This is a genomic window from Sanguibacter suaedae, assembly GCF_016342785.1.
GTDB classification, from domain to species: domain Bacteria; phylum Actinomycetota; class Actinomycetes; order Actinomycetales; family Cellulomonadaceae; genus Sanguibacter; species Sanguibacter suaedae.
This window is the reverse complement of sequence record NZ_JAEINH010000013.1, coordinates 1-22,024: the sequence shown is the minus strand read 5'-3', so window position 1 is coordinate 22,024 and position 22,024 is coordinate 1. Positions and strand designations below refer to the sequence as shown.

At 72.3% G+C, this 22,024-nt stretch carries 19 protein-coding genes; 10 read left to right on the top strand and 9 right to left on the bottom strand.

Annotation, left to right across the window (positions count from 1 at the left end; all coding sequences use genetic code 11):
• The first annotated feature begins 233 nt into the window (after nucleotides 1–233).
• The gene (locus JAV76_RS13255; protein WP_198734550.1) at nucleotides 234–473 is read left to right on the top strand and encodes a hypothetical protein; all 240 of its coding nucleotides are present in this window, start codon (nucleotides 234–236) and stop codon (nucleotides 471–473) included.
• A gap of 343 nt (nucleotides 474–816) precedes the next feature.
• Here the strand turns inward: JAV76_RS13255 and JAV76_RS13250 are convergent, their stop codons facing one another.
• The gene (locus JAV76_RS13250; protein ID WP_198734549.1) at nucleotides 817–2,019 is read right to left on the bottom strand and encodes a DUF6161 domain-containing protein; all 1,203 of its coding nucleotides are present in this window, start codon (nucleotides 2,017–2,019) and stop codon (nucleotides 817–819) included.
• Between the two features lie 1,114 nt (nucleotides 2,020–3,133).
• Between JAV76_RS13250 and JAV76_RS13245 the strand changes: the two genes are divergently transcribed.
• On the top strand, nucleotides 3,134–3,982 hold the full coding sequence (locus tag JAV76_RS13245) for an AbiV family abortive infection protein (RefSeq protein WP_198734548.1): 849 nt from the start codon (nucleotides 3,134–3,136) through the stop codon (nucleotides 3,980–3,982).
• A gap of 340 nt (nucleotides 3,983–4,322) precedes the next feature.
• Here the strand turns inward: JAV76_RS13245 and JAV76_RS13240 are convergent, their stop codons facing one another.
• The 7 genes from JAV76_RS13240 to ssd form a co-directional block, all read right to left on the bottom strand.
• A complete protein-coding gene (locus tag JAV76_RS13240; protein ID WP_307844235.1) occupies nucleotides 4,323–4,679 on the bottom strand; it encodes an Rv3654c family TadE-like protein in 357 nt (118 codons plus the stop codon).
• Nucleotides 4,676–5,044 carry a TadE family type IV pilus minor pilin gene (locus JAV76_RS13235; protein WP_198734547.1) on the bottom strand — a complete coding sequence of 123 codons (369 nt, stop codon included), beginning with the start codon at nucleotides 5,042–5,044 and terminating at the stop codon, nucleotides 4,676–4,678. The genes JAV76_RS13240 and JAV76_RS13235 overlap by 4 nt, the downstream gene beginning before the upstream one ends.
• Nucleotides 5,041–5,241, bottom strand: coding sequence for a DUF4244 domain-containing protein (locus tag JAV76_RS13230; RefSeq protein ID WP_198734546.1), 201 nt, complete (start codon nucleotides 5,239–5,241; stop codon nucleotides 5,041–5,043). Before JAV76_RS13230 ends, JAV76_RS13235 begins: the two co-directional genes overlap by 4 nt.
• A 209-nt stretch (nucleotides 5,242–5,450) precedes the next feature.
• Nucleotides 5,451–6,038, bottom strand: a complete 588-nt coding sequence (locus tag JAV76_RS13225; protein WP_198734545.1) for a type II secretion system F family protein — start codon at nucleotides 6,036–6,038, stop codon at nucleotides 5,451–5,453.
• On the bottom strand, nucleotides 6,035–6,781 hold the full coding sequence (locus JAV76_RS13220) for a type II secretion system F family protein (RefSeq protein ID WP_230402302.1): 747 nt from the start codon (nucleotides 6,779–6,781) through the stop codon (nucleotides 6,035–6,037). Before JAV76_RS13220 ends, JAV76_RS13225 begins: the two co-directional genes overlap by 4 nt.
• Complete coding sequence (locus JAV76_RS13215) at nucleotides 6,778–7,941, bottom strand: TadA family conjugal transfer-associated ATPase (protein ID WP_198734543.1); 1,164 nt, start codon at nucleotides 7,939–7,941, stop codon at nucleotides 6,778–6,780. Before JAV76_RS13215 ends, JAV76_RS13220 begins: the two co-directional genes overlap by 4 nt.
• Nucleotides 7,938–8,741 (bottom strand): septum site-determining protein Ssd, encoded by an 804-nt coding sequence (gene ssd / locus JAV76_RS13210; protein WP_198734542.1) that lies wholly within the window; start codon nucleotides 8,739–8,741, stop codon nucleotides 7,938–7,940. Before ssd ends, JAV76_RS13215 begins: the two co-directional genes overlap by 4 nt.
• Nucleotides 8,742–8,876: 135 nt before the next feature.
• On the opposite strand from ssd, the gene JAV76_RS13205 reads away from it, so the two are divergent.
• The 3 genes from JAV76_RS13205 to JAV76_RS13195 all read left to right on the top strand — a co-directional run bounded on the left by JAV76_RS13205 (nucleotide 8,877) and on the right by JAV76_RS13195 (nucleotide 11,789).
• Nucleotides 8,877–9,698 (top strand): HAD family hydrolase, encoded by an 822-nt coding sequence (locus JAV76_RS13205; protein WP_198734541.1) that lies wholly within the window; start codon nucleotides 8,877–8,879, stop codon nucleotides 9,696–9,698.
• A gap of 217 nt (nucleotides 9,699–9,915) precedes the next feature.
• The gene (locus tag JAV76_RS13200) at nucleotides 9,916–11,331 is read left to right on the top strand and encodes an NAD-dependent malic enzyme (RefSeq protein ID WP_198734540.1); all 1,416 of its coding nucleotides are present in this window, start codon (nucleotides 9,916–9,918) and stop codon (nucleotides 11,329–11,331) included.
• Between the two features lie 74 nt (nucleotides 11,332–11,405).
• Nucleotides 11,406–11,789 (top strand): VOC family protein, encoded by a 384-nt coding sequence (locus tag JAV76_RS13195; protein WP_198734539.1) that lies wholly within the window; start codon nucleotides 11,406–11,408, stop codon nucleotides 11,787–11,789.
• Between the two features lie 10 nt (nucleotides 11,790–11,799).
• Here JAV76_RS13195 and JAV76_RS13190 read toward each other — a convergent pair whose 3' ends face one another.
• A complete protein-coding gene (locus JAV76_RS13190; protein WP_198734538.1) occupies nucleotides 11,800–12,879 on the bottom strand; it encodes an NADH:flavin oxidoreductase/NADH oxidase in 1,080 nt (359 codons plus the stop codon).
• 83 nt (nucleotides 12,880–12,962) lie between these two features.
• On the opposite strand from JAV76_RS13190, the gene JAV76_RS13185 reads away from it, so the two are divergent.
• The 5 genes from JAV76_RS13185 (at nucleotide 12,963) to JAV76_RS13165 (ending at nucleotide 21,912) form a co-directional block, all read left to right on the top strand.
• Complete coding sequence (locus JAV76_RS13185) at nucleotides 12,963–13,832, top strand: formate/nitrite transporter family protein (RefSeq protein WP_198734537.1); 870 nt, start codon at nucleotides 12,963–12,965, stop codon at nucleotides 13,830–13,832.
• Nucleotides 13,833–13,971: 139 nt separating this feature from the next.
• On the top strand, nucleotides 13,972–15,381 hold the full coding sequence (locus JAV76_RS13180) for a cellulase family glycosylhydrolase (RefSeq protein WP_198734536.1): 1,410 nt from the start codon (nucleotides 13,972–13,974) through the stop codon (nucleotides 15,379–15,381).
• 196 nt (nucleotides 15,382–15,577) lie between these two features.
• On the top strand, nucleotides 15,578–17,581 hold the full coding sequence (gene acs, locus JAV76_RS13175) for an acetate--CoA ligase (RefSeq protein ID WP_198734535.1): 2,004 nt from the start codon (nucleotides 15,578–15,580) through the stop codon (nucleotides 17,579–17,581).
• 5 nt (nucleotides 17,582–17,586) lie between these two features.
• Complete coding sequence (locus JAV76_RS13170; protein ID WP_198734534.1) at nucleotides 17,587–18,495, top strand: SseB family protein; 909 nt, start codon at nucleotides 17,587–17,589, stop codon at nucleotides 18,493–18,495.
• A gap of 39 nt (nucleotides 18,496–18,534) precedes the next feature.
• Complete coding sequence (locus JAV76_RS13165; protein WP_198734533.1) at nucleotides 18,535–21,912, top strand: proline dehydrogenase family protein; 3,378 nt, start codon at nucleotides 18,535–18,537, stop codon at nucleotides 21,910–21,912.
• Nucleotides 21,913–22,024 lie beyond the last annotated feature (112 nt).

The following is a 22,024-nucleotide window of genomic DNA, read 5'->3' as shown; positions in this document are numbered from 1 at the left end:
CGGGCCACGGATCGCGTCATCCGATCGTAAGGGGCAGGTCGCAGACCAGCGGCCGGTTCGCGACGAAGCGAAAGGCCGAGACCGGTCTCAGCCGTCCAAATTTGTGCGCCGGATTTCGGGACACGAACGAGCACCTACCCTTGCGGAACATTCAGGCGGCTATGATGTCTTCGTTCGTAGCCTGAAAGCTGGGGGAAGACCCAGTTCAGGCCTGGGGCGTCCTAGAGGTTGTGGTGGCACTGCTGCTTCTCGGCGTCGTTCGCCTACTGAGTGACTGGTCAATGACCGATAGCGAAGATGACGACGGCGATGAGGACAGGAGGTTCATCATGAAGGCAAACATGCTGAAGAAGTTGCATGACAAGGTGACCGCTTGGCGGTCACAGTGGTCCGGACGCAAGTTCTGGCAGTACGCGATGGAATCCATGTGGGCTTACGGCGCTGGTGTAATGGCAGCACACCCCCTTCCTTGAGGCTGCGAACAAGCGGAGGCTCCGGCATTATGCCGGAGCCTCCGAATTTGTTCCGCGCCGATCGTCGCACTCTCCAACGAGCATGACCAGATACGGGACGGCGGTGGGCTAGGCAAATCCTGCGCTCCGCCGACTACTAACTCGTGCACACAAGAGCTTTTCGAATGTCGGCGCACTCGCTCCTTCACGTACGCATGTCGCAACACCTGATCACCAGCGGGCCTTCACCACCGCCGCGGACGACCGCTTCAGCGCCAGCGCCGCAACCGTGCCCTCTCCGGATGAATTCCATCCCTCGAAGGGAGGAAATGATCTGAAAAACGCCGCAAGTTTACACGGAATCTCATGGGCTCGATGGCCTGCCGCTCGACAAACCCAGAGCTTCTGTCGCCTCGTTAACGAGATCTCGAGGTTCAGCGCTGCTGACATCGCTGGCGTGTTTTGCGGCGTCCCGGTGCGAGAATCTCGACAGGAGGTTCTTAACCAGAACTGCATTCCCTACCTGCACCCGCGCATCAAGCCGTACTTCGTCGTCAGAGTTTGCGTAGAACGGAGCCAATGCTCTCAGCGATAGCGCGACGTCCTCCGCGGTGTCCGCCTCGCGGAAATGTCGACTTGACTCGCGGAGCAGGAGCGCTCCGAATGCGCCGATCACGACGGCTACGGAAGCGCGAAGAACGCCTCCCCCAACCGATATCTCGAAGTTGTTAGCGATTGCCTCCCTAACAATAAAGTAGCCGATAGCCCCGGCAAAAACAAACGCAGCCGCTGCGCCGAATCGAATCCATTGCGCAGCCCGGCGCTCGCGCTTGGCTCGGCCGTACCAGTCAGTCGCGCTCAGATCACCCGCAGCGTGCTCCGCGAGCACCTCGCCCGCCTTCGTCACCGCTGCAAGCGTCGCAATGTTCTCGAGTGCCTCGGCGTCGTGCGCAGCATCGGTCTTCCTACGCTCCTGCTTCCAGTCCTCGAGCGATTCATTCCATGCCGACCGCATAGCGGTTTCGGCCGATGCACTGACCTCGTTGATCACCTCCCGTTGAGCCTGGATCTCGCCTCGCAGCTCGGCCACCTTCCCGGAGATCGTGTGCAGTTCGTCCAAGCGCTGCTGGAGAGACCCTTCGGTATCCCGCACGCGCTCTTCAAGCTGTCCAAGTAGCGCAGTTCGGGCCTCAACTTCTTGATCGAGCTGATGGACATATGCGGCCTTCAGGTCTCGCGGCGGTGGAAGAGGAAGGCCACGCAGTGCTTGCTCCAGAACCTGGAACGCGTGACCGACATGCCGCCGGTTCGCAACAAACTGCCGGAACTGAGCCGTCTCGATAGGCAACTGGTTCAATGCCTCGCTGAGGTAGTCGAGCGAGCTGAGGTAGAGCGTAGGCTGTTGAGTGACCTTGGTCTTGAGGGCCTCGTCGAGCCACTCGATAATGTCCGCTCGGGCTTGCTCAGATGCGGCGTCGTCGTAGCGGGCGGCGTTGAGGGACTCTCGCTTCAGCCTCAGCGTGTCCCAGACTGCATGCTTGCGGTACCGCTCATATCCTGTTGCCATCAATCGTGACACCTCGCTTTCATTGCGCACTGCCCTCATGTTGTCTTGAGCCACCGACGTTATTGACATGACCGAGTGCAAGACGGCCGTCTCGGCGCCTACTCGTCCAAGCTTCGCAGCACTGCATGTTGTCATCCGCGTTCCACCAAGAGATGCACTACGGACTCCTCAACACACCCGAGGCTCGCCCGGCAATGATATGTCTACAACTTGATTGCTTTCGTCTCGCGACACAACGAACCGCATCGACGGGCCGTCGTCGCGCCCTCTTAGCCGTGGCTACCTTGAAGCATCGCGCGCTCCTCGTTGGCCTCGGAATCTCACCATGGTTGCCCGCCTGTGCTGACGCGTGGCGGCTTCAGCCGCGGCGGTCAGGCGTCTCGGACACCGCACGCGACGCGGGCCCGGCCCTCGCGGTCGCCGTCGCGGTCCCGCCTGCCGCGTCGTCATCCCCCGCCGCAGCCGCTGGGGCCGTAGCTCGGGCGACGGCGGACGTGCGCATCTGCGAGTTCTCCGCGACGCGCGTAGGCAGGACGGCCACGAGCAGGAGAACGACGCGGGCAGCGCGACCGCACGTTCGGCTGCGACCGCCGCACCACGCTCACGGTCGTCGCGCACCGTCACGCGAAGCACAGCGCCGAGGTGATAGGGCCAGTGAGGAGCCCGCGGACGGTCTCGCTCTTGAGGACCGTCGGGCTGCGTTCCCGCCCTGCTCTCGCGGCCGGTCAGGACGCGGGGAGAGACATAGATCGGGACGAGAAGAAGCGGCTCCAGGAGCGCATTGGCGAGCACCTGGAGGTATCCGGCGCACGCCTCACGGACGAAGAGGCGTTGCAATTGACCGACCCCGTGAGAAATTTCGACGGCTACCGGGCAGACCGAGCCGCGGACCAGCAACTACGCCAGCAGGAACTCCGGTGGGAAGTGCAGACGCGAGGTGGCCGTCACGCAAACGTTTCCCGACGATCTCGGCATCAGGACGGACTCGTCGCATACGGACGACGACGGCCAGAGCGGAGGGTCGAGCACCTCGACTAACGACGCACGTGACATCTTGAACTGGCTCCGCAAACTCCGCTAGGCCGCTGTCGGAGCGAGGGGCGAGACTGAGCCCATGCCTCGCCGACAGCACCTCCCCCACGACCTCACGCCCAGCCAGGTCACCGCGCTGCAGGACGCTCTGCTCGCCAACGCCGACCGTCTGCTCCAAGCGGCGGTGGCGATGCTTGAGGGCGACAGTGCACCGCTGGCGCGGTCGCTGGCGATCCTCGGCATGGAGGAGTCGGGTAAGGCGATCGCACTACACGAGCGCCGCGTCCGCATGGCCTACGCGACCGAGGGCGAGCCCTTCATCGATGAGCGGCTCGAGAAGGTCTGGGGCAACCACGGCCTGAAACTCGAGGCGGTGCATCGCTTCCTGGTGGCAGAGGAGTATTGGTTCGGCGTGGAGCCGTCTGATCCCGAAGAGAACGCTCGCGTCCTCGGCGCGATCGAAGAGTGGCAACGCGACCACAATCAGCTAAAGCAGCGGGGATTCTACGTTGACGTCTCGCCGGAGGGCGATCCAGTCACGCCTAAGGACGTGGCTGACGTCGACGCCGTGCGCGAGGTAGTCGGCCATGTCCATCAGATCGGATGGCAGCTGCGCCTCGGCGAGCACATCGAGGGCGAGCGCCGGTTGGGGATCGAACGCGACGTCCCGGCCGCAACTGAGGAACAAGTCGAGAACATGCGGCGGGTCGTGCGCAACCTCGACCCCGTAACAGCCGAGCGGATAGTCGCGTCCATCCGCGAAGGGACGAAGGGCAAGAAGCTCAGCAACGCGGCGTACGCGTTTGCGCTGCCGGAGAACCCCTTCGAGACCGTAGGCAAACCCGGGCATGAAGCCGAGGACCGGGAACTCCGCGCCCTGAAGGGGCAGGTCGATAGCGACGTGCGCACCGGCTCAGAGGAGACGCGCTGAAACCTATTCTTCGGACACCGGATGAACAGGTTCTCGGTGAGGTTGCAGCCGAGCGCGGTCTGTCAAGAGCACACATTGTCCTCTCCCACCTCCCGAGCATCAGATGCGGTAGGCGAGCCGAGATCGTCGTCGTGGTCCTCGACCACGCGCACGCGCTCGATTCGACCGACTGTAGAGAGCGAGTGAGTCGTGTCGATCACCTAGCCCGCAGAGCACCCACCGAAATCATCACAAAATGCACGCGCCGTACACCGGTCTACCTGTACGAGTTCGCCTTGCGGCTAGCTGCAATCCTCGAGGCCATCCCGTCCCGCCCGCCGTGAACGCGCCCGCCACCTGATCATCCCGCAGCCGACGCGGGCCCGGCCCTCGCGGTCGCCGTCGCGCTCCGGCCCGCCGGGGCGGGTGCGGTCGTCGTGATCGTGTAGATGCCGTCGCCCTCGGCGACGCACGCGGTGACCGTCGCCCTGTTGCGCTGCGCCACCTCGGTCGCCCGGCCGCACGGGTCGCCGCTCGCGTGCATGTCCGCTCCGGCGGCTCCGAGGGCGGCGAGGTCCGCGGCCGCCTGCGCCGCCCCGCGAGCGCTCGCGGACCCGGCGAGGAGCGCGACCGCGCCGGCGAGGACCACGAGGACGCACACGACGGCGAGCATGAGCACCGTGCCGCTCCCCCGGTCGTCCCGCACCCACCCGGTCACGGGACGCCCTCGGCCGCGACGGCGGACTCCAGCCACGCGCTCGACTCCGCCGATGCCGTGAACCCACCCAGCCACCCACCCGCGACCGGCGTCGCCACGGTCACGGTGACCCACGGGTCCGCCCTCGATACCGACACCGAGGCCTCGGCACCGCCGACGTGCGTGGCGACGGCGACCACCTGTGCGTCGTCCTCCCCGGCCGCGGCCGCCCGGGCCGCAGCCCGGGCGGCGTCCGACGTGCGCATCTGCGTGATGCCCGCGACGCACGTGAGCAGGACGGCCACGAGCACGAGGACGACCGCGGGCAGCGCGACCGCGAGCTCGGCCGTGACCGCGCCCCGCTCACGGTCGTCGCGCACGGTCACGCGACGCTCAGCGCCGAGGTGATGAGGCTCGTGAGGAGCCCGCGGACGGTCTCGCTCTTGAGGACCGTGATGAGGAGCCCCGCGAAGCCCACGGCGGCGATGGTCGCGATCGCGTACTCGGCGGTCGCGAGGCCCGCGTCGGGGCGCTCCCGGATCTCCTCGACGCGGGTCCGGATGGTGCGGGTGAGGGCTTTCATGGCTGGTCCTTCCACTGGGTGTCGGGCCACGCCCGGCGTGCCGGTGCGCGTCCCCCGCACCAGGTCGGTGCGGTGCGTCGAGACTGGCCCGTGCGCCCCCGCCGCCGACGCCGCCCACCGGGCCGGTGTGGACCGTCGGACGGCGCCCGAGACTGTGGGCGACCAGCCGCGGGACCCGTCACCGCGTCCCGCACCGTCACCGAGAGCCGTCATCCCCCGAGGACCCCGCTGCCGAGGGCGAGGAGCACGGGCACGAGCCCCACGAGGACGAAGGCCGGCAGGAAGCACGCCCCGAGGGGGAGGACGAGCCGCACCGCCAGCCGCGCCGCTGCCGTCCGGGAGCGGGCCCGGGCGTCCTGCGCGACCTGTGCCGCCGCGAGCCGCAGCGCGTCCCGGGGCGCGGCGCCGTGCGTCCACGCCGTCCGCAGGGCGTCGGCGACGGGCCGGAACCGTGCGGGGGCGGCCGACCACGCCGTGTCCCAGTCCGTCCCGAGCAGCAGGGCAGACCCCACGCCCCGCAGCGCCGCCCCGTCCGGCCCGCCGAGCGCATCCCCCGCGCAGGCGACCGACCTCGGCAGGGCGGCCCCGGCCCCGATCGCGGCGGCGAGGAGGTCGACGACGACCGTGAGTTCCACCGCGGACTCCCCCGCAGCGCCACCCTGCCCGCCCCGCACCCGCCGCGACCGCGCACCACGTCCCACCCCGACGCGCGACGCCCGCGACCGCCCGGCGGACCACGGCGCGCAGCCGACACCGACGAGCACCGCGACCACCACCCCCGCCACGACCGGCGTCATCCCGGCGCCCCCGCCCGCCGCGCGCCGTCGACCAGTCGACGCGTCCACGCGCGCCCCACGGCGAGGAGCACCAGACCGAGGACGGGGCCCACCGCCCCGGGCCCGCCTGCGAGGACCAGGCCCAGCGGATCCGCACCGAGCGCCATGCCGAGCACGACGCCCACCGCGGGCAACCACAGGAGGATGCGTGCCGTCGTCCGTGGACCGGCGAGCGCAGCGTCCCGCTCCGCCGAGGCCTCGGCGGCCGCCACGAGCGTCGCGACCACGGACTCGAGGACGGTGGCGAGGGGTGCCCCGACGTCGGCGGCGAGCCGGCACGCGGCGACGACGGCCGCGGCCTGGGACCGGGCTGCGTCGCTCGGTGCGGCCTCCGCGCCCGTGAGGCGGGCGAGGAGACCTCGCAGGCCGGGAGGGTGTGCGGTGCCGATGCGTCGGGCGAGGCTGTCGGTGTCGGGGATGCCGTCGGGCCCGACGAGCACCCCGTCGACGCCCTGCCACGCGGTGACGGGCGGCAACCCGCCGCGGAGCAGCGCGGCCACGTGGGTGACGATCACCTCCGCGGGCGGCGGGCCGTCGGCGGCGTCGTCACGATGGAGGTCGGTGCGCACCCGGTGCAGGACGGCGCGGAGCCGGTCACCGCGCGTGGCGCGGCCGGCGACGTGGTGCCACGGCCTGCCGGGCGGGCGGGACGCGGCGACCACCCCGAGGGCGACGAGCGCCCCGGTACCGAGCGCCGCGCTCACGCTGCGAACCCCAGCCGGTGGGCGAGCCCGGACCACTCGTCGTGCTCCTGCGGGGCGCCCACCCCGTTCCAGGTGAGGGCCGGCCGGACCACGAACCGGTCGCCCGCACCCCGACGGACCACGGCGATCTCGCCGACGAACCGCCGCCGGGTGCCGTCGGCGGCGACCTCGCGGCGCAGGTGGACCACGGCGTCGAGCGCCGAGAGGGCCTGCGCGGCGAGGCTCTCCCGGGTCATGCCCGCGAGCGCGCCGAGCGCCTCGAGGCGGGCGGGGACGTCGGCGGCGGTGTTGGCGTGGAGGGTGGCGCACCCGCCGGAGTGCCCGGTGTTCAGTGCGGTGAGGACGTCGCGGACCTCGGGCCCGCGGCACTCGCCGAGGACGATGCGGTCGGGGCGCATGCGCAGGGCGTTGCGGACGAGGTCGCTCAGGGTGACGGTGCCGCTGCCCTCGACGTTGGCGTGGCGTGCGGCGAGGGCCACGACGTGCGGGTGGTGCGGGGTGAGCTCGTGGGCTTCCTCGATGGTGACGATGCGCTCAGCGGGGTCGACGAGGGACAGGAGCGTGGCGAGGAGGGTGGTCTTCCCGGTGCCGGTGGCGCCGGTGACGAGGAAGCTGGCGCGTTCGTCGACGAGGGCGCGCAGGACGGGTTCCCAGGTGGGCGGGATCATCCAGCGGGTCACGAGGTCGTCGAGGGTGAAGGCGCGGGCGCGGACGGTGCGCAGGGAGATCACGGCACCGGTGGCGCACAGGGGTGCGAGGAGGGCGTGGAGGCGGGTGCCGTCGGCGAGGCGGGCGTCGACCGTGGGGCTGGCGTCGTCGAGGCGTTGCCCGCCCGCGGCGGCGAGGCGGACGGCGAGCTCGCGGACCGCGCCGGGCGTCCCGAGGTCGAGGTCGGTGCGTTCGAGGCCGCGCCCGCGGTCCACCCAGACGTCGTGGGGTGAGTTCACGAGGACGTCGGTGACGTCGGGGTCGTCGAGGAGGTGCTGGAGGGGGCCTGCGCCGAGGAGCTCGGCGCGCACCTCGCGGACCATCTCCTCGAGGGCGAGGGTGCCGAGGACGACGCCGCTGGCGCGCAGAGCCGTGACGACGTCGTCGGGGGTGGGACGACCGCCGGTGCGCGCGAGGTGGGCGCGGACGGTGCGCAGGAGGTCGTCGTTCACGGGGCCACCGGGGCGCGTGCGGCGAAGGCGCGCGCGTGGGTGAGGAGCGCGACGGCGGTGCGACGCAGGTCGCCGCCGGCCCCGCGGCGGGCCCGCACGGGTGGTCCCTCGCCGCGCTCGACGGCACCGGGGAGGGCCCGGTCGCGCCGGACCTCGCCCCAGAGCGGGAGGCCGGTGGCGTCGGCGACGTCGTGGGCACCGAGCCTGCCGGGTGCGGGTCCGCGGACCACGAGGCCCGCGGGTGTGGCCCCCAGGGCGTCGCGCAGGGCGACGGCCCCGGCGACGGAGGTGAGGTCGCAGCGGGCGACGACGACCACGGCGGTGCAGCGGTCGGCCCACGCGGCGAGGTCGGGTGCCCGCAGGTCGTGGACGACGACGTCGCCGGTGCGCTGCAGGGCTCGCAGGACGTCCGTGGGGACGTCGGGGGTAAGGGCCCAGGGTCGGGTGCGGTCGGCGCTGAGCACGCGGACCCCGTGCCAGGCGGGGAGCAGGGGGACGACGTCCTCGGCGGAGACCTCGCCGCGCGCGGCGTGGAGGTCCGGCCACCGCAGGCCGGGGTCGTCCTCGATGCCGAGGAGGACGTCGAGCCCGCCACCCCGGGCGTCGCCGTCGACGAGCAGCGCACGATCGTCGGCCCGGGCGGCGACACGCGCGAGAGCGGCCGCGAGCACGGACGCGCCCGCCCCACCGCACGCACCGACCACGCCCAGGTGCGGGCCGCTCCGCGCCGCGCCCTCGGGCGCGGTCCGCCCACGCCCGGTGCCGTCGCGCCACTGTCCTCGTCCGCGTCTCTCGTCCACCCGGTCAGGCTGCCGACGGAGCCCGGTGACGCGTGCCCGAGGACACGCTCCTGTGCACCGCGCGCAGCACGCCCCGCCTGTGGGGGACGACGAACCTCCCACCACCACGACGACCACGACCGATAGGCTCACCCCGTGACCCTCGACACCGAGAACCCCGCCCACGGGTCGCGGCCCACCGCCGCGTTCTTCGACCTCGACAAGACGATCATCGCGACCTCGTCCGCCGCCGCCTTCTCCAAGCCGTTCTACGCCGGCGGCCTCCTCACCAGGGCCAGCGTGCTGCGCAGCGCCTACGCCCACTTCCTCTACATGGTGGGCAACGCCGACGAGGACCAGACCGAACGCATGCGCGCCCACCTGTCGAACATGGTCGCCGGGTGGCCCGTGGACCAGGTGTCCACCATCGTCGCCGAGACCCTCCACGAGTACATCGACCCGTACGTGTACGCCGAGGCCGTGGACCTCATCGCGTCCCACCACGCCGCGGGCCGCGACGTCGTCATCGTGTCCGCGTCGGGCGTCGAGCTCGTCGAACCCATCGCCGCGGTCCTCGGCGCGGACCACTCCATCGCGTCCCGCATGCAGGTCGAGGACGGCCGGTACACCGGCCACATGGACTTCTACGCGTACGGCCCGCACAAGGCCACCGCCATCCTCGAGCTCGCCGAGGAGCGCGGTTACGACCTCGCCGGGTCCTACGCGTACTCCGACTCCATCACCGACGCCCCCATGCTCGAGGTCGTCGGCCACGGGTTCGCCGTCAACCCGGACCGCACCATGCGCCGCGCCGCCGCCGAGAAGGGCTGGGGCGTCCTCACCTTCGAGCGTCCCGTGACCCTCCGACGAGGCCTGTCACCCCGCGCGTCGGTCCTGACCAGCGTCGCCGCCGTCGCGGTGGGCGTCGCCGCCGTCCTCACCGTCCGCGCCCTGCGCCGCAGCTCCCGGGCAGCCTGACGAATCACCCCGATGCACCCCTTCCCACGGGGCCGGGACAGGAGTAGAAAGGGAAGCACAACAGCACACAGGGCGAGCGGAACCCACGCGCGAACCATCCACGCATAGGACGCGCTGACCGGGCTGGTCCCGTAGCAGCGACGACGTTGCACGCTTGATAACCCCGCCCCGCTGACCTTCACGGCGTCTCCCCCGGGGGCGCCGTTAAGGTGTGTCCATGAACTCCGCACCGAGCGTGTCGTCGTCCATCACGGTCCGCCTCGAGGTGCAGGCCCGCCCCACGGCGGTGAGCGAGCTGACCACGGCCATCGAGCAGACCGGTGGCATCGTCACCGCCCTCGACGTCACCGCCTCCGGCAACGAGCGCATCCGCGTGGACCTCACCTGCGCGACCCGCGGCGACGAGCACGCCGGGACCATCGTCGACGCCCTGCGCGCGCTGCCCGGCGTCGACGTCGGCCCCGTGAGCGACCGGACGTTCCTCCTGCACCTCGGCGGGAAGCTCCAGATCGAGTCGAAGGTCCCCATCCGCAACCGCGACGACCTGTCGATGATCTACACCCCGGGCGTCGCGCGCGTCTGCCAGGCCATCGCCGCCAACCCCGACGACGCCCGCCGCCTCACCATCAAGCGCAACACCATCGCCGTCGTCACCGACGGCACCGCCGTCCTCGGCCTCGGGGACATCGGCCCCCTCGCGTCCCTGCCGGTCATGGAGGGCAAGGCCGCGCTCTTCAAGCGGTTCGCCGACATCGACGCCTTCCCCATCGCCCTCGACACCACGGACGTCGACGAGATCGTCGCCGCCGTCAAGGCCATCGCCCCCGTGTTCGCCGGGATCAACCTCGAGGACATCTCCGCGCCCCGCTGCTTCGAGGTCGAGCGCCGCCTGCGCGCCGAGCTGGACATCCCCGTGTTCCACGACGACCAGCACGGCACCGCCATCGTGGCGCTCGCCGCCCTCACGAACGCCCTCAAGGTCGTCGGCAAGGACATCGGCACCGTGCGCATCGTCCTGTCCGGGGCGGGCGCGGCCGGGACGGCCGTCCTCAAGCTGCTGCTCGCCGCCGGGGCCCACGACGTCGTGGTCGCCGACATCGCGGGCGTCGTGAGCGTCGACCGCGAGGGCCTGGACCCGTCGCTGCGGTGGATCGCGGAGCACACCAACCCGCGCGGGCTCACCGGCACCCTCAAGGACGCCGTCGTCGGCGCGGACGTCTTCATCGGCGTCTCCGCCCCCGACGTCATCACCGGCGACGACGTGGCCCGCATGGGCGACGACGCCATCGTCTTCGCGATGGCCAACCCCCGGCCCGAGGTCGACCCCGTGGAGGCCGCGAAGCACGCCGCGATCGTCGGCACCGGGCGCAGCGACTTCGCCAACCAGATCAACAACGTCCTCGCGTTCCCCGGGGTGTTCCGCGGGCTCCTCGACGCCCAGTCCCACGAGGTCACGGACACGCTGCTCCTCGCCGCCGCGCACGCCCTCGCCTCGGCCGTCCACGAGGACGAGCTCAACCCGACGTACATCATCCCGTCGGTGTTCAACCCCCAGGTGACCACCCTCGTCGCCGCGGCCGTCGAGGCCGCCGCACGCGAGGAGGCGGGGAAGCCCGCCGACGACACGCCCTGAGGCCCGGGGAACGCACCGGCGACCAGCTCGCCCGTGCGGTGGCGGCCGGACCCGGCACCGTCGAGGATCGGACCATGATCGCCAGACTCGAGTCCCTCGTCCTCGACGCCGCGGACACCGAGGCCCTCGCCCGCTTCTACGAGCAGCTCCTCGGCTTCGAGCGCGTCCGGCAGGACGGGGCCTGGATCGACCTCGACTCCGGTCAGGGGTGGACGCTGTCCTTCCAGCACGCACCCGACCACCGGCCCCCACGCTGGCACGACCCCGACCGTCCGCAGCAGTCGCACCTGGACCTGCGCGTCGACGACATCGACGCCGCCGAGGCGCAGGTGCTCGCGCTCGGCGCCGCTGCCCTCCCCAAGGACCCGAGCGACGCCGACGCCAGGTTCCGCATCTACGCGGACCCGGCGGGCCACCCCTTCTGCCTCGTCTGGGACGCCGACCAGGCGCAGGGCTGACGCCGCCCGGTCAGCGCCAGGCGGCGCGCTGGTACTGGGGCGGCCACGGGGCGTCCGAGCGGTCCACCCCGAGCGCGTGGGCCGCGCGCAGCGGCCACATCGGGTCGCGCAGCGCCTCACGGCCCAGCATCACGGCGTCGGCCGCACCGTCGGCGAGGACCTGCTCCGCCTGCTGCGGGTCGGTGATGAGACCGACCGCGCTCACCGGGAGGCCCGACACCTCGCGCACGTCCCGCGCCATGGACACCTGGTAGCCGGGCCCGACGGTGATCTCCGCGGGCGCGGCGCCACCGGAGGAGACGTCGACGAGGTCGACGCCGTGCTCACCGAGCACCTTGGCCACCTGGGCGACGTCGTCCACCCGGAGGCCGTCCTCGCGCCAGTCCGTCGCGGACACGCGCACGAAGAGGGGCCTGTCGGCGGGCCACACCGCGCGCACGGCGTCGACGGTCTCCACGAGCAGGCGGGACCGGTTCTCCAGGGAGCCGCCGTACTCGTCCGTGCGCGTGTTGGCGAGCGGCGTGAGGAACTGGTGGAGCAGGTATCCGTGGGCGGCGTGCACCTCGACCACGTCGAAACCCGCCTCCAGCGCACGCACCGCCGCGTCCGCGAACTGCTGCGGCACAGCGCGCACCTCGTCGAGGGTCATCTCCCGGGGCTCCGCGTACCCGGGGAACGCCACGTCCGACGGGCCGACCGTGGCCCACCCTCCCTGGACCTCCGGGACGGTGCCCTGGTACGGCTCCCACGGACGGAACGTCGACGCCTTGCGGCCCGCGTGCGCCAGCTGGGTGCCGATGCGGGCGCCCTGCCCGTGGACGAAGTCCACGATGCGCGCCCACGCCCGCGTCTGCTCGTCCGACCACAGACCCGCGTCCTGCGGCGAGATGCGCCCCTCCGGGACCACCGCGGCCGCCTCCGTGAGGAGCAGCCCGAACCCGCCCTGGGCGCGTGCCCCGAGGTTCACGAGGTGCCAGTCGCCCGGGACGCCGTCGACCGCCGAGTACTGGCACATCGGTGCGAGCCAGACGCGGTTGGGGATCGTCAGACCACGGAGCGTCATCGGGGAGAGGAGCAGGGGTGTCGTCATGCCCGGGACAACGCCCGGCCGCCACGGACCATTCCGGCCGTTGGTCCCAGGACCACGCCCGACGCCGGGAGGATGCTGGGTCCGTGCTCACGATCCCCGAGGCTCTCGCCGTCCAGCAGCAGACCGCCGTCGCCAAGGTGCGCTCGACCCGACGCCCCGTGGCGTACACGGTCCAGTCGATGCTCGCCGGCGCCTACATCGGCATCGCCGTGGTGCTCATGGTGAGCGCCGCCGGCCCTTTCCTCGCCGCCGGCTCCCCCGCCGCGAGGCTCGTCTCCGGGCTCGTGTTCGGCATCGCGCTGACGCTCGTCGTCATCGCCGGTGGTGAGCTCGTCACGTCGAACATGATGACGCTCACCCAGGGCGCGCTCGCCCGACGCATCGGGTGGGGCCAGGCCGGCGGCACCATGCTCTTCTGCTTCGCCGGGAACCTCCTCGGGGCCTTCGCGTTCGCCGGCGTCGTGCACCTCTCCGGGGTGGTCGCGCCCGCGACGCCCGGCGGCGCCATGATCGCGTCGCTGCTCGAGGCCAAGGGTGGCGAGTCCTCCACCGCCCTGTTCTTCCGGGCGATCCTCTGCAACGTCCTCGTCTGCCTCGCCGTGTGGTCCGCCGTGCGCCTCACGTCCGAGGGCGCGCGCCTCGTCGTGATCTTCTGGTGCCTCCTCGCGTTCATCACCTCCGGCTTCGAGCACGTCGTCGCGAACATGACGACCTTCGGGCTCGGGGTCATCGGGGGCCTCCCCGAGACGTCGTGGGCGGAGCTCGGCCGGAACATGCTCGTCGTCGGACTGGGGAACCTCGTCGGCGGGGCCGTCGTCGTCGGGCTCGGCTACGCCGTGGTCGCCGGACCGCTCCGCGCCGCGACCTCGACCGCGGGCACGACACCCGACGCAGCACCCGCGCCGGCGGAGCCCGCGCCCGCAGCGGCGCCCGCGCCCGTCACCGCCGGCTGACTTTCTTCGGCGCGCCGCCCGCACTCGGCGGGGAAGGACCGAAACGTTTCACCCGTGGCTCGGGGCCCGACGGCGCTGGTAGACCATCAGGGCAGGCACACCGACGTGCCGGAGGACCCACCACGAGGAGCCCACCACCATGCAGGCCAGACACCGCTTCACCGGCTTCGCGGCAGCCCTCGCCGCCGCGGCCCTGCTCGTCCCGCTCGCCGGCACCGCCCAGGCCGCGGACGACGGCATCCACGTCGACGACGGCCGCCTCTACGAGGCCGACGGGACCGAGCTCGTCCTTCGTGGCGTCAACCACGCCCACACCTGGTACACCCACCAGACGCAGTCCTTCGCGGACATCTCCGCCCTCGGCGCCAACTCCGTGCGCACCGTCCTGTCCAGCGGCGACCGCTGGGAGCGCAACGACACCGCCGACGTCGCGAACGTCATCCAGCTCGCCAAGGACGCCGACCTCATCTCCGTCCTCGAGGTCCACGACACCACGGGCTACGGCGACCAGGAGGGCGCCGCGACCCTCGACCAGGCCGTCGACTACTGGATCTCCGTCCAGGACGCCCTCGAGGGCCAGGAGGACTACGTGCTGCTGAACATCGGCAACGAGCCCATCGGCAACGACGCCGCCGCGGTGGCCGGGTGGGCCGACGCGACCTCCGACGCCATCGTCCGTCTGCGCGACGCCGGGTTCGAGCACACCATCGTCGTCGACGCCCCCAACTGGGGTCAGGACTGGTCCGGCACCATGCGCCGCGACGCCGCCGAGGTCTACGCAGCGGACCCGCAGGGCGACACCGTCTTCTCCGTCCACATGTACGGCGTGTACGCCCAGGGCTCGACGGTGACGTCATACCTCGAGGACTTCCGCGCCCAGGGCCTGCCCATCATGGTCGGGGAGTTCGGGGACTACCACTCCGACGGCGACGTCGACGAGGACACCATCCTCGCCGAGGCCCGCCGCCTCGGCATCGGCTACCTCGGGTGGTCCTGGTCCGGCAACGGTGGTGGTGTCGAGTACCTCGACCTCGCCGTCGGGTTCGACCCCGAGAACCTCAGCCCGTGGGGCGAGCGCCTGTTCAACGGCCCCGACGGCATCGCCGAGACCTCCGAGACCGCGGCGATCTTCGGGGGCGGCAGCGACCCGGACCCCACCCCGGACCCCACGGACGAGCCGACCGACCCGGAGCCGACGCCCGACCCCACCGACGAGCCGACCGACCCCGAGCCCACCGACCCGCCCACGGACGAGTGCACCGCGACGTTCGCGACGCTCGGCTCCTGGGGCAACGGGTTCCAGAGCGAGGTGCGCGTCACCGCCGGTGACGACGCCCTCACCGGCTGGACCGTGACCTGGACCCTGCCGTCCGGCACCTCCGTCTCCCACGCCTGGGGCGGACAGGCCACGACGTCCGGCTCGACCGTCACCGTGACCAACGAGGCCTGGAACGGCTCCGTCGCTCCCGGCGGCACGGCCACCGTCGGCTTCATCGGCTCCGGCGCGGCGCCCGCGTCGGCCCCCGCGGTGAGCTGCTCCGCCCGCTGATCCCGTGCCTGCCGCCCGAGTCCGGTCCGGGCGGCAGGCACGTCCCAGACCCGCCGAGGCCGTCTCCACCCCTGTGAGGCGGCCTCGGCGCTCCCCTGCCCGTGGTCACGTCCGGCGTGCGCGCCGGTGCCCCCGATAGACTCGCACCAGGGGCAAACGTCCCTTTCGCACCAGAGTCGATGCGCCGGAGGTAGCTGTGCCAGAGGACAAGCAGTCCCAGGGTCTCGAGAACCTGCTCCACGAGAAGCGGGCCTTCCCGCCCAGCCCGGAGTTCGCGGCACAGGCCAACGCGTCCGCCGACCTCTACGACACCGCCGCCACGGACCGGGTCGCCTTCTGGGCCGACCAGGCCCGCGAGCTCGTCACCTGGAAGACCCCGTTCACCGAGACCCTCGACTGGTCCGGTGCCCCCGTCGCCCGCTGGTTCGCCGACGGGACCCTCAACGCCGCCTACAACGCCGTCGACCGGCACGTCGCCGCCGGGCACGGCGACCGCGTCGCCATCCACTTCGAGGGCGAGCCCGGGGACACCCGCACCATCACCTACTCCGACCTCCTGCGCGAGGTCTCCCGCGCCGCCAACGCCCTGGCCGCCCTCGGCGTCGAGGCGGGCGACCGCGTCGTGATCTACATGCCGCTCCTCGTCGAGTCCGTCGTCGCCATGCTCGCGTGCGCGCGCATCGGCGCCCCCCACTCCGTCGTCTTCGGCGGGTTCTCCGCCGACGCGCTGCGCAGCCGCATCGCCGACGCCGACGCGAAGGTGGTGATCACCGCCGACGGTGGGTACCGCAAGGGTGCCGCGTCCGCGCTCAAGCCCGCCGTCGACGAGGCGATCGCCGAGCGGGAGGGGCAGCCCGCCACGAGCGTCGAGCACGTCCTCGTCGTGCGGCGCACCGGGCAGGACGTCGACTGGGCCGAGGGCCGCGACGTCTGGTGGCACGAGGCCGTCGAGGTCGCCGACGTCGAGCACACCCCCGTGTGGGTCGAGGCCGAGCACCCCCTGTTCATCCTCTACACGTCCGGCACCACCGGAAAGCCCAAGGGCATCCTCCACACCACCGGCGGCTACCTCACGCAGGCCGCGTACACCCACCTCAACGTCTTCGACCTCAAGCCCGAGACCGACGTCTACTGGTGCACGGCCGACATCGGGTGGGTCACCGGGCACACGTACGTCACGTACGGGCCCCTGCTCAACGGAGCCACCCAGGTCATCTACGAGGGCACGCCCGACACCCCCCACAAGGGACGCTGGTGGGAGATCGTCGAGAAGTACAAGGTGTCCATCCTCTACACCGCACCCACGGCCATCCGCACGTGCATGAAGTGGGGCCAGGAGATCCCCGGGGGCTTCGACCTGTCGTCCCTGCGCCTCCTCGGGTCGGTCGGCGAACCCATCAACCCCGAGGCCTGGATGTGGTACCGCCGGGTCATCGGCGGAGACACCGCCCCCGTCGTCGACACCTGGTGGCAGACCGAGACCGGCGCCATCATGATCTCCCCCCTGCCCGGGGTCACCGCCGCCAAGCCCGGCTCCGCGCAGACCCCCCTGCCCGGCATCGCCGCCGACGTCGTCGACGACGAGGCCCGCCCCGTCCCCGACGGCGGTGGCGGCTACCTCGTGGTCACCGAGCCGTGGCCCGCCATGCTCCGCGGCATCTGGGGCGACCTCGACCGGTTCAAGGACACCTACTGGTCCCGGTTCCGCGACGTCTACTTCGCCGGCGACGGTGCCAAGAAGGACGAGGACGGCGACATCTGGCTCCTCGGCCGCGTGGACGACGTCATGAACGTCTCCGGGCACCGCCTGTCCACCACCGAGATCGAGTCCGCGCTCGTCTCCCACCCCATGGTCGCCGAGGCCGCCGTCGTCGGCGCCACCGACGAGACCACCGGCCAGGCCGTCGTCGCGTTCGTCATCCTGCGCTCCGAGTTCGCCGAGGGCGCCGTGCAGGACGAGGTCCAGGAGACGCTCCGCACCCACGTGTCCAAGGAGATCGGGCCCATCGCCAAGCCCCGGACCATCCTCGTGGTCCCCGAGCTCCCCAAGACCCGCTCCGGGAAGATCATGCGACGCCTCCTGCGCGACGTCGCGGAGAACCGAGCCGTCGGGGACGCCACGACCCTGGCAGACTCGTCGGTCATGACACTCATCGCGAGCGGGCTCGCCAAGCCCGCGACCACCACCGACGAGAGCTGAGGCCCGTGGCACCCACCGAACCCGCCGTCATCGACTCCCTCGCACGCAAGGCCGTCACCGCCACCGAGGAACCCGAGTCCGGAGCGAGGTGGTCGGCGCTGTGGCGCCGCGTCCTGCTCCTCGAGTCCTGGTACTTCGTCCGTGACGGTTCCGAGCAGCTGCGACCGGCGGCCGTCAAGGTCGACGACAAGCTCGCCATCCCCGTCTTCACCGACGAGGCGCGCGCCACCGCCTTCGCGGAGGACGGGCACGGTGGCGCCGAGCGCGTCTTCTCCTCACCGCCGCGGGAGATGCTCTCGGCCGCCGAGCAGCTGTCGTCGTCCGGCATCGAGGTCCTCGTGTTCAACCCGCAGGACGCACCCTTCGGCGCCCCGCCCCAGGTGGTGCGCACCCTCGCCGAGAACCTCGACCGGGCCCGACGCGCCGCCCGCGGCGGCCAGGGCGCCGTCGGTGGTGGAGGAGGCGGTGGCGCCGCCGACATCCCGGCACTCGCCGGGGACACCCTCGTCCTCGACGACGCCCCGACCATCGACGCGCTCGCCGCAGCAGCCCGCGAGCGCCCCACCGAGGCCGCCGCCCAGGGCCCGCTGTGGCACGCGGTGCTCTCCCTCGAGCGCTGGTACTTCGTGCCCAGCGGCGAGGGCGACTCCGTGAAGCCGCTCGCGGTGAAGACCGACCACGGGCCCACCGTGCTCGCGTTCACGGCACCCGACCGGGCCGCGGAGTTCGCGACCGCGCGCGGGCTCGACAACCCCGAGCGGCTCCTCGCGGTGCCCGTCGGGGCGGCCGTCGAGTGGCTCTCCGCCCTGGGCGAGGCAGGGGTCGAGCTCGTCCAGTTCGACACCCAGCACACCGCGTTCGCGGCGCCGGTGACCACCCTCCCGACGATGCTCGAGCAGGTGTCTCCCGGCTGAGACGATGACAAGCGGGCACACGGGCCTCAAGATCGTCCTATGACACGCACACCACCTCCCGTCGGCACACCCCCCGCCGACATGCTCACGGACTCCGCCGTCGAGCTGGCGCAGCACTGGATGGCGGCCACGGCGGGAGGTGGGAGCGGCGCAGAACGCCGGGCCGCCGACCGTCTCGGGCAGCTCGTCTCCGACCCCGCCGGCCTCGAGCTCGCCGTCGCGTTCGTCGACCGGGTCGCCCGTCCGGACGACGTCCACGTCGCGGCGCGCGAGCTCGGGCGGCTCGCCGACGTCGCCGGGTCCGCCAGCTTCCTCGGCCCGGCCGACCGGGCGCTCCTCGTCCTCGGCGCACGCCTCGCGCCGCTCATGCCGCACGTCGTCGTCCCCGCCGCCCGCACGCGGCTCCGCCAGCTCGTGGGGCACCTCGTCGCCGACGCGGGTCCCGGCCTCGGGCGTCACCTCGCCCGCACCCGCGCCGACGGGTTCCGCCTCAACGTCAACCTCCTCGGGGAGGCCGTGCTCGGCGAGCGCGAGGCCGTGAGCCGCACCGAGCGCGTCCTCGACCTCGTGCGCCGGCCGGACGTCGACTACGTGTCCGTGAAGACGTCCGCCGTGGTGAGCCAGCTGTCCACGTGGGACACCGAGGGCAGCGTCCGCCGCGTCCTCGACCGTCTGCGCCCCCTGTACCTCACGGCCCGCGACAACGGCACGTTCATCAACCTCGACATGGAGGAGTACCGCGACCTCGACCTCACGGTCCGCGTGTTCGAGGAGCTCCTCGCCGACCCCGAGCTCGCCGACCTCGAGATGGGCATCGTCCTCCAGGCCTACCTGCCCGACGCGGGCGCCGGGCTCGACGCCGTGACCGCGGCGGCGACCCGGCGCGTCGATGCCGGTGGCGCACCGGTGAAGGTCCGCCTCGTCAAGGGCGCCAACCTCGCCATGGAGCGGGTCGAGGCCGAGCTCCACGGCTGGGCCCAGGCCCCCTACACGACCAAGGCGGACGTCGACGCGAACTACGTGCGCCTCGTCGACCGGGCGCTCGCCCCAGAGCGGACGCGCGCCGTGCGCGTCGGGGTCGCCAGCCACAACCTCTTCCACGTCGCCCACGCCCACCTCCTCGCCGCGTCGCGCGGCGTCGAGGAGGCCCTCGACATCGAGATGCTCCAGGGCATGGCCCCCGCCCAGGCGCGTGCCGTCCGCGACACCGTGGGTCGTGTCCTGCTCTACACCCCGGCCGTCGCCCAGGAGGACTTCGACGTCGCCGTGTCCTACCTGGTGCGCCGCCTCGAGGAGAACGCCGCCGAGCAGAACTTCCTCCACGCGGCCTTCGCCGGGGGCGACAGCGCCATCGACCGGCAGGAGGCCGCGTACCGGGAGTCCGTGCGCGCCGCCGCGACGGTGTCCACCGAGCCGCGCAGGCGCGCCACGCAAGCAGACGACGCCACCGCCGCCGCGGGCGGGGCGGGCGGGGACGTCGCGCCGTTCGACAACGCGCCGGACACCGACGCGGCCGTCGCCGAGTCCCGCCGCTGGGCGCTCGGGCTCATCGACCCCGTGACCGACGAGCGCCTCCTCGCCGAGCTCCCCCCGGTGACGACGCTGAGCACCGCCGACGACGCCGACGCGGCCGTCGCCCGGGCCGTCGCGCAGACGAGCACATGGGCCGAGACCCCCGTCGCCACCCGCGCCGCCGTCCTGCGCTCGGTCGCCGACCACCTCGAGGCCGCCCGCGGCGACCTCGTCGCCACCATGGTCCACGAGGCCGGCAAGACCGTCGGCGAGTCCGACCCCGAGGTGTCCGAGGCCGTCGACTTCGCCCGCTGGTACGCGGAGCAGTCCCTGCGCCTGGACCCTGAGCACCCCGACGCCGACCCCGGCGCCGTGTTCCACCCCCACGGCGTCACCGTCGTCACCCCACCGTGGAACTTCCCCGTGGCGATCCCCCTCGGGTCCGTCCTCGGGGCGCTCGCCGCAGGGTCACCGGTGATCATCAAGCCGTCGCACGTCACGCCCCGCTGCGCGCGCGTCGGCATGGCCGCCGTGCACCGCGCCCTCGACGACCACGGCATCGACCGCGACGTCGCGCAGGTGGTGCTCTCCGACGAGGGCGACGTCGGGCAGCGCCTCGTCACCCACCCCGACGTGACCCGCGTCATCCTCACCGGCGCCATCGAGACGGCCCGGCGCTTCACGTCGTGGCGGTCCGACCTCGAGGTCCTCGCCGAGACGTCCGGGAAGAACGCGCTCGTCGTCACGCCGTCCGCGGACGTGGACCTCGCGGTCGCCGACGTCGTGCGGTCCGCGTTCGGTCACGCCGGGCAGAAGTGCTCCGCGGCGTCGTTGCTCATCCTCGTCGGGTCCGCCGGGCGGTCCGACCGCCTGCGCCGCCAGCTCGCCGACGCGGTCTCCACCCTCCGGGTCGGGTACGGCACGAGCCTCTCGACGACCATGGGACCCCTCACGGAGGCTGCGTCCGGGAAGCTGCTGCGCGCCCTCACGACGCTGGAGCCCGGGGAGCGGTGGCTCGTCGAGCCGCGACGCCTCTCCGACGACGGCCACCTGTGGACCCCCGGCGTGCGGTACTGGGTGGCCCCCGGGTCCTTCTTCCACATGACCGAGGTGTTCGGACCCGTCCTCGGCGTGATGCGCGTCGACACCCTCGACGAGGCCATCGCCCTGCAGAACGCCGTGGAGTTCGGCCTCACCGGCGGGATCCACTCCCTCGACGAGGACGAGATCGACCACTGGCTCGAGCGGGTCGAGGTCGGCAACGCGTACGTCAACCGCCACATCACGGGGGCCATCGTCCGCCGCCAGCCGTTCGGCGGGTGGAAGGCCTCCGTGGTGGGCCCCGGCGCCAAGGCCGGCGGACCCGACTACGTCGCACAGCTCGGTGTGTGGGAGGACTCGCCCGCGGTGCCGTCCGCGGACACCGCACCTCAGGAGTGGCTGGACTGGGCGCGCGCCGACGACGGCCGCTGGTGGCGTGACCACTTCTCCGTCGAGCACGACCCGTCGGGCCTCACCGTCGAGTCGAACGTGCTGCGCTACCGCCCCCTGCCGCACCTCACGGTGCGCGCCGGCGACGGCGCCGCGCAGCACCACGTCGACCGGGTGCTCGCCGCTGCCCACCGGGCCGGTGTTCCCGTCACCGTGAGCACCGCCACCGAGGAGAGCCACGAGGCCTTCGCGCGACGCGTCGCCGACGGCGAGGTCACGGGCCGGGTCCGCCTCGTCGGGGACGCCCCCGGGCTCGCCGACGCCGCCGCGCCGCTCGCCGGCCAGGTCGAGGTGGACACGAGGCCGGTCCTGGCGTCGGGACGTCGGGAGCTCCTCGCCGTCGTCCGCGAGCAGGCCGTGTCCCGCACCCGCCACCGCTTCGGCCACCTGGACGCCCGCACGACGGGCGCCTGACCCGGCGGTCCTGACCCGGCCGTCGCTCCGCTGGCGCTCGAGTTCGTCACTCCGAGTCGAGCTCGTCACCGCTAGGTGACGAACTCGACCGGAACTGACGAACAAGAGCGCC

Coding starts and splice junctions, on each gene's coding strand:
- JAV76_RS13165 (WP_198734533.1), top strand. CDS start 18,535: ATGACACGCACACCACCTCCCGTCGGCACACCCCCCGCCGACATGCTC.
- JAV76_RS13250 (WP_198734549.1), bottom strand. CDS start 2,019: ATGGCAACAGGATATGAGCGGTACCGCAAGCATGCAGTCTGGGACACG.
- JAV76_RS13245 (WP_198734548.1), top strand. CDS start 3,134: ATGCCTCGCCGACAGCACCTCCCCCACGACCTCACGCCCAGCCAGGTC.
- JAV76_RS13225 (WP_198734545.1), bottom strand. CDS start 6,038: ATGACGCCGGTCGTGGCGGGGGTGGTGGTCGCGGTGCTCGTCGGTGTC.
- JAV76_RS13200 (WP_198734540.1), top strand. CDS start 9,916: ATGAACTCCGCACCGAGCGTGTCGTCGTCCATCACGGTCCGCCTCGAG.
- JAV76_RS13190 (WP_198734538.1), bottom strand. CDS start 12,879: ATGACGACACCCCTGCTCCTCTCCCCGATGACGCTCCGTGGTCTGACG.
- JAV76_RS13230 (WP_198734546.1), bottom strand. CDS start 5,241: ATGAAAGCCCTCACCCGCACCATCCGGACCCGCGTCGAGGAGATCCGG.
- JAV76_RS13195 (WP_198734539.1), top strand. CDS start 11,406: ATGATCGCCAGACTCGAGTCCCTCGTCCTCGACGCCGCGGACACCGAG.
- JAV76_RS13180 (WP_198734536.1), top strand. CDS start 13,972: ATGCAGGCCAGACACCGCTTCACCGGCTTCGCGGCAGCCCTCGCCGCC.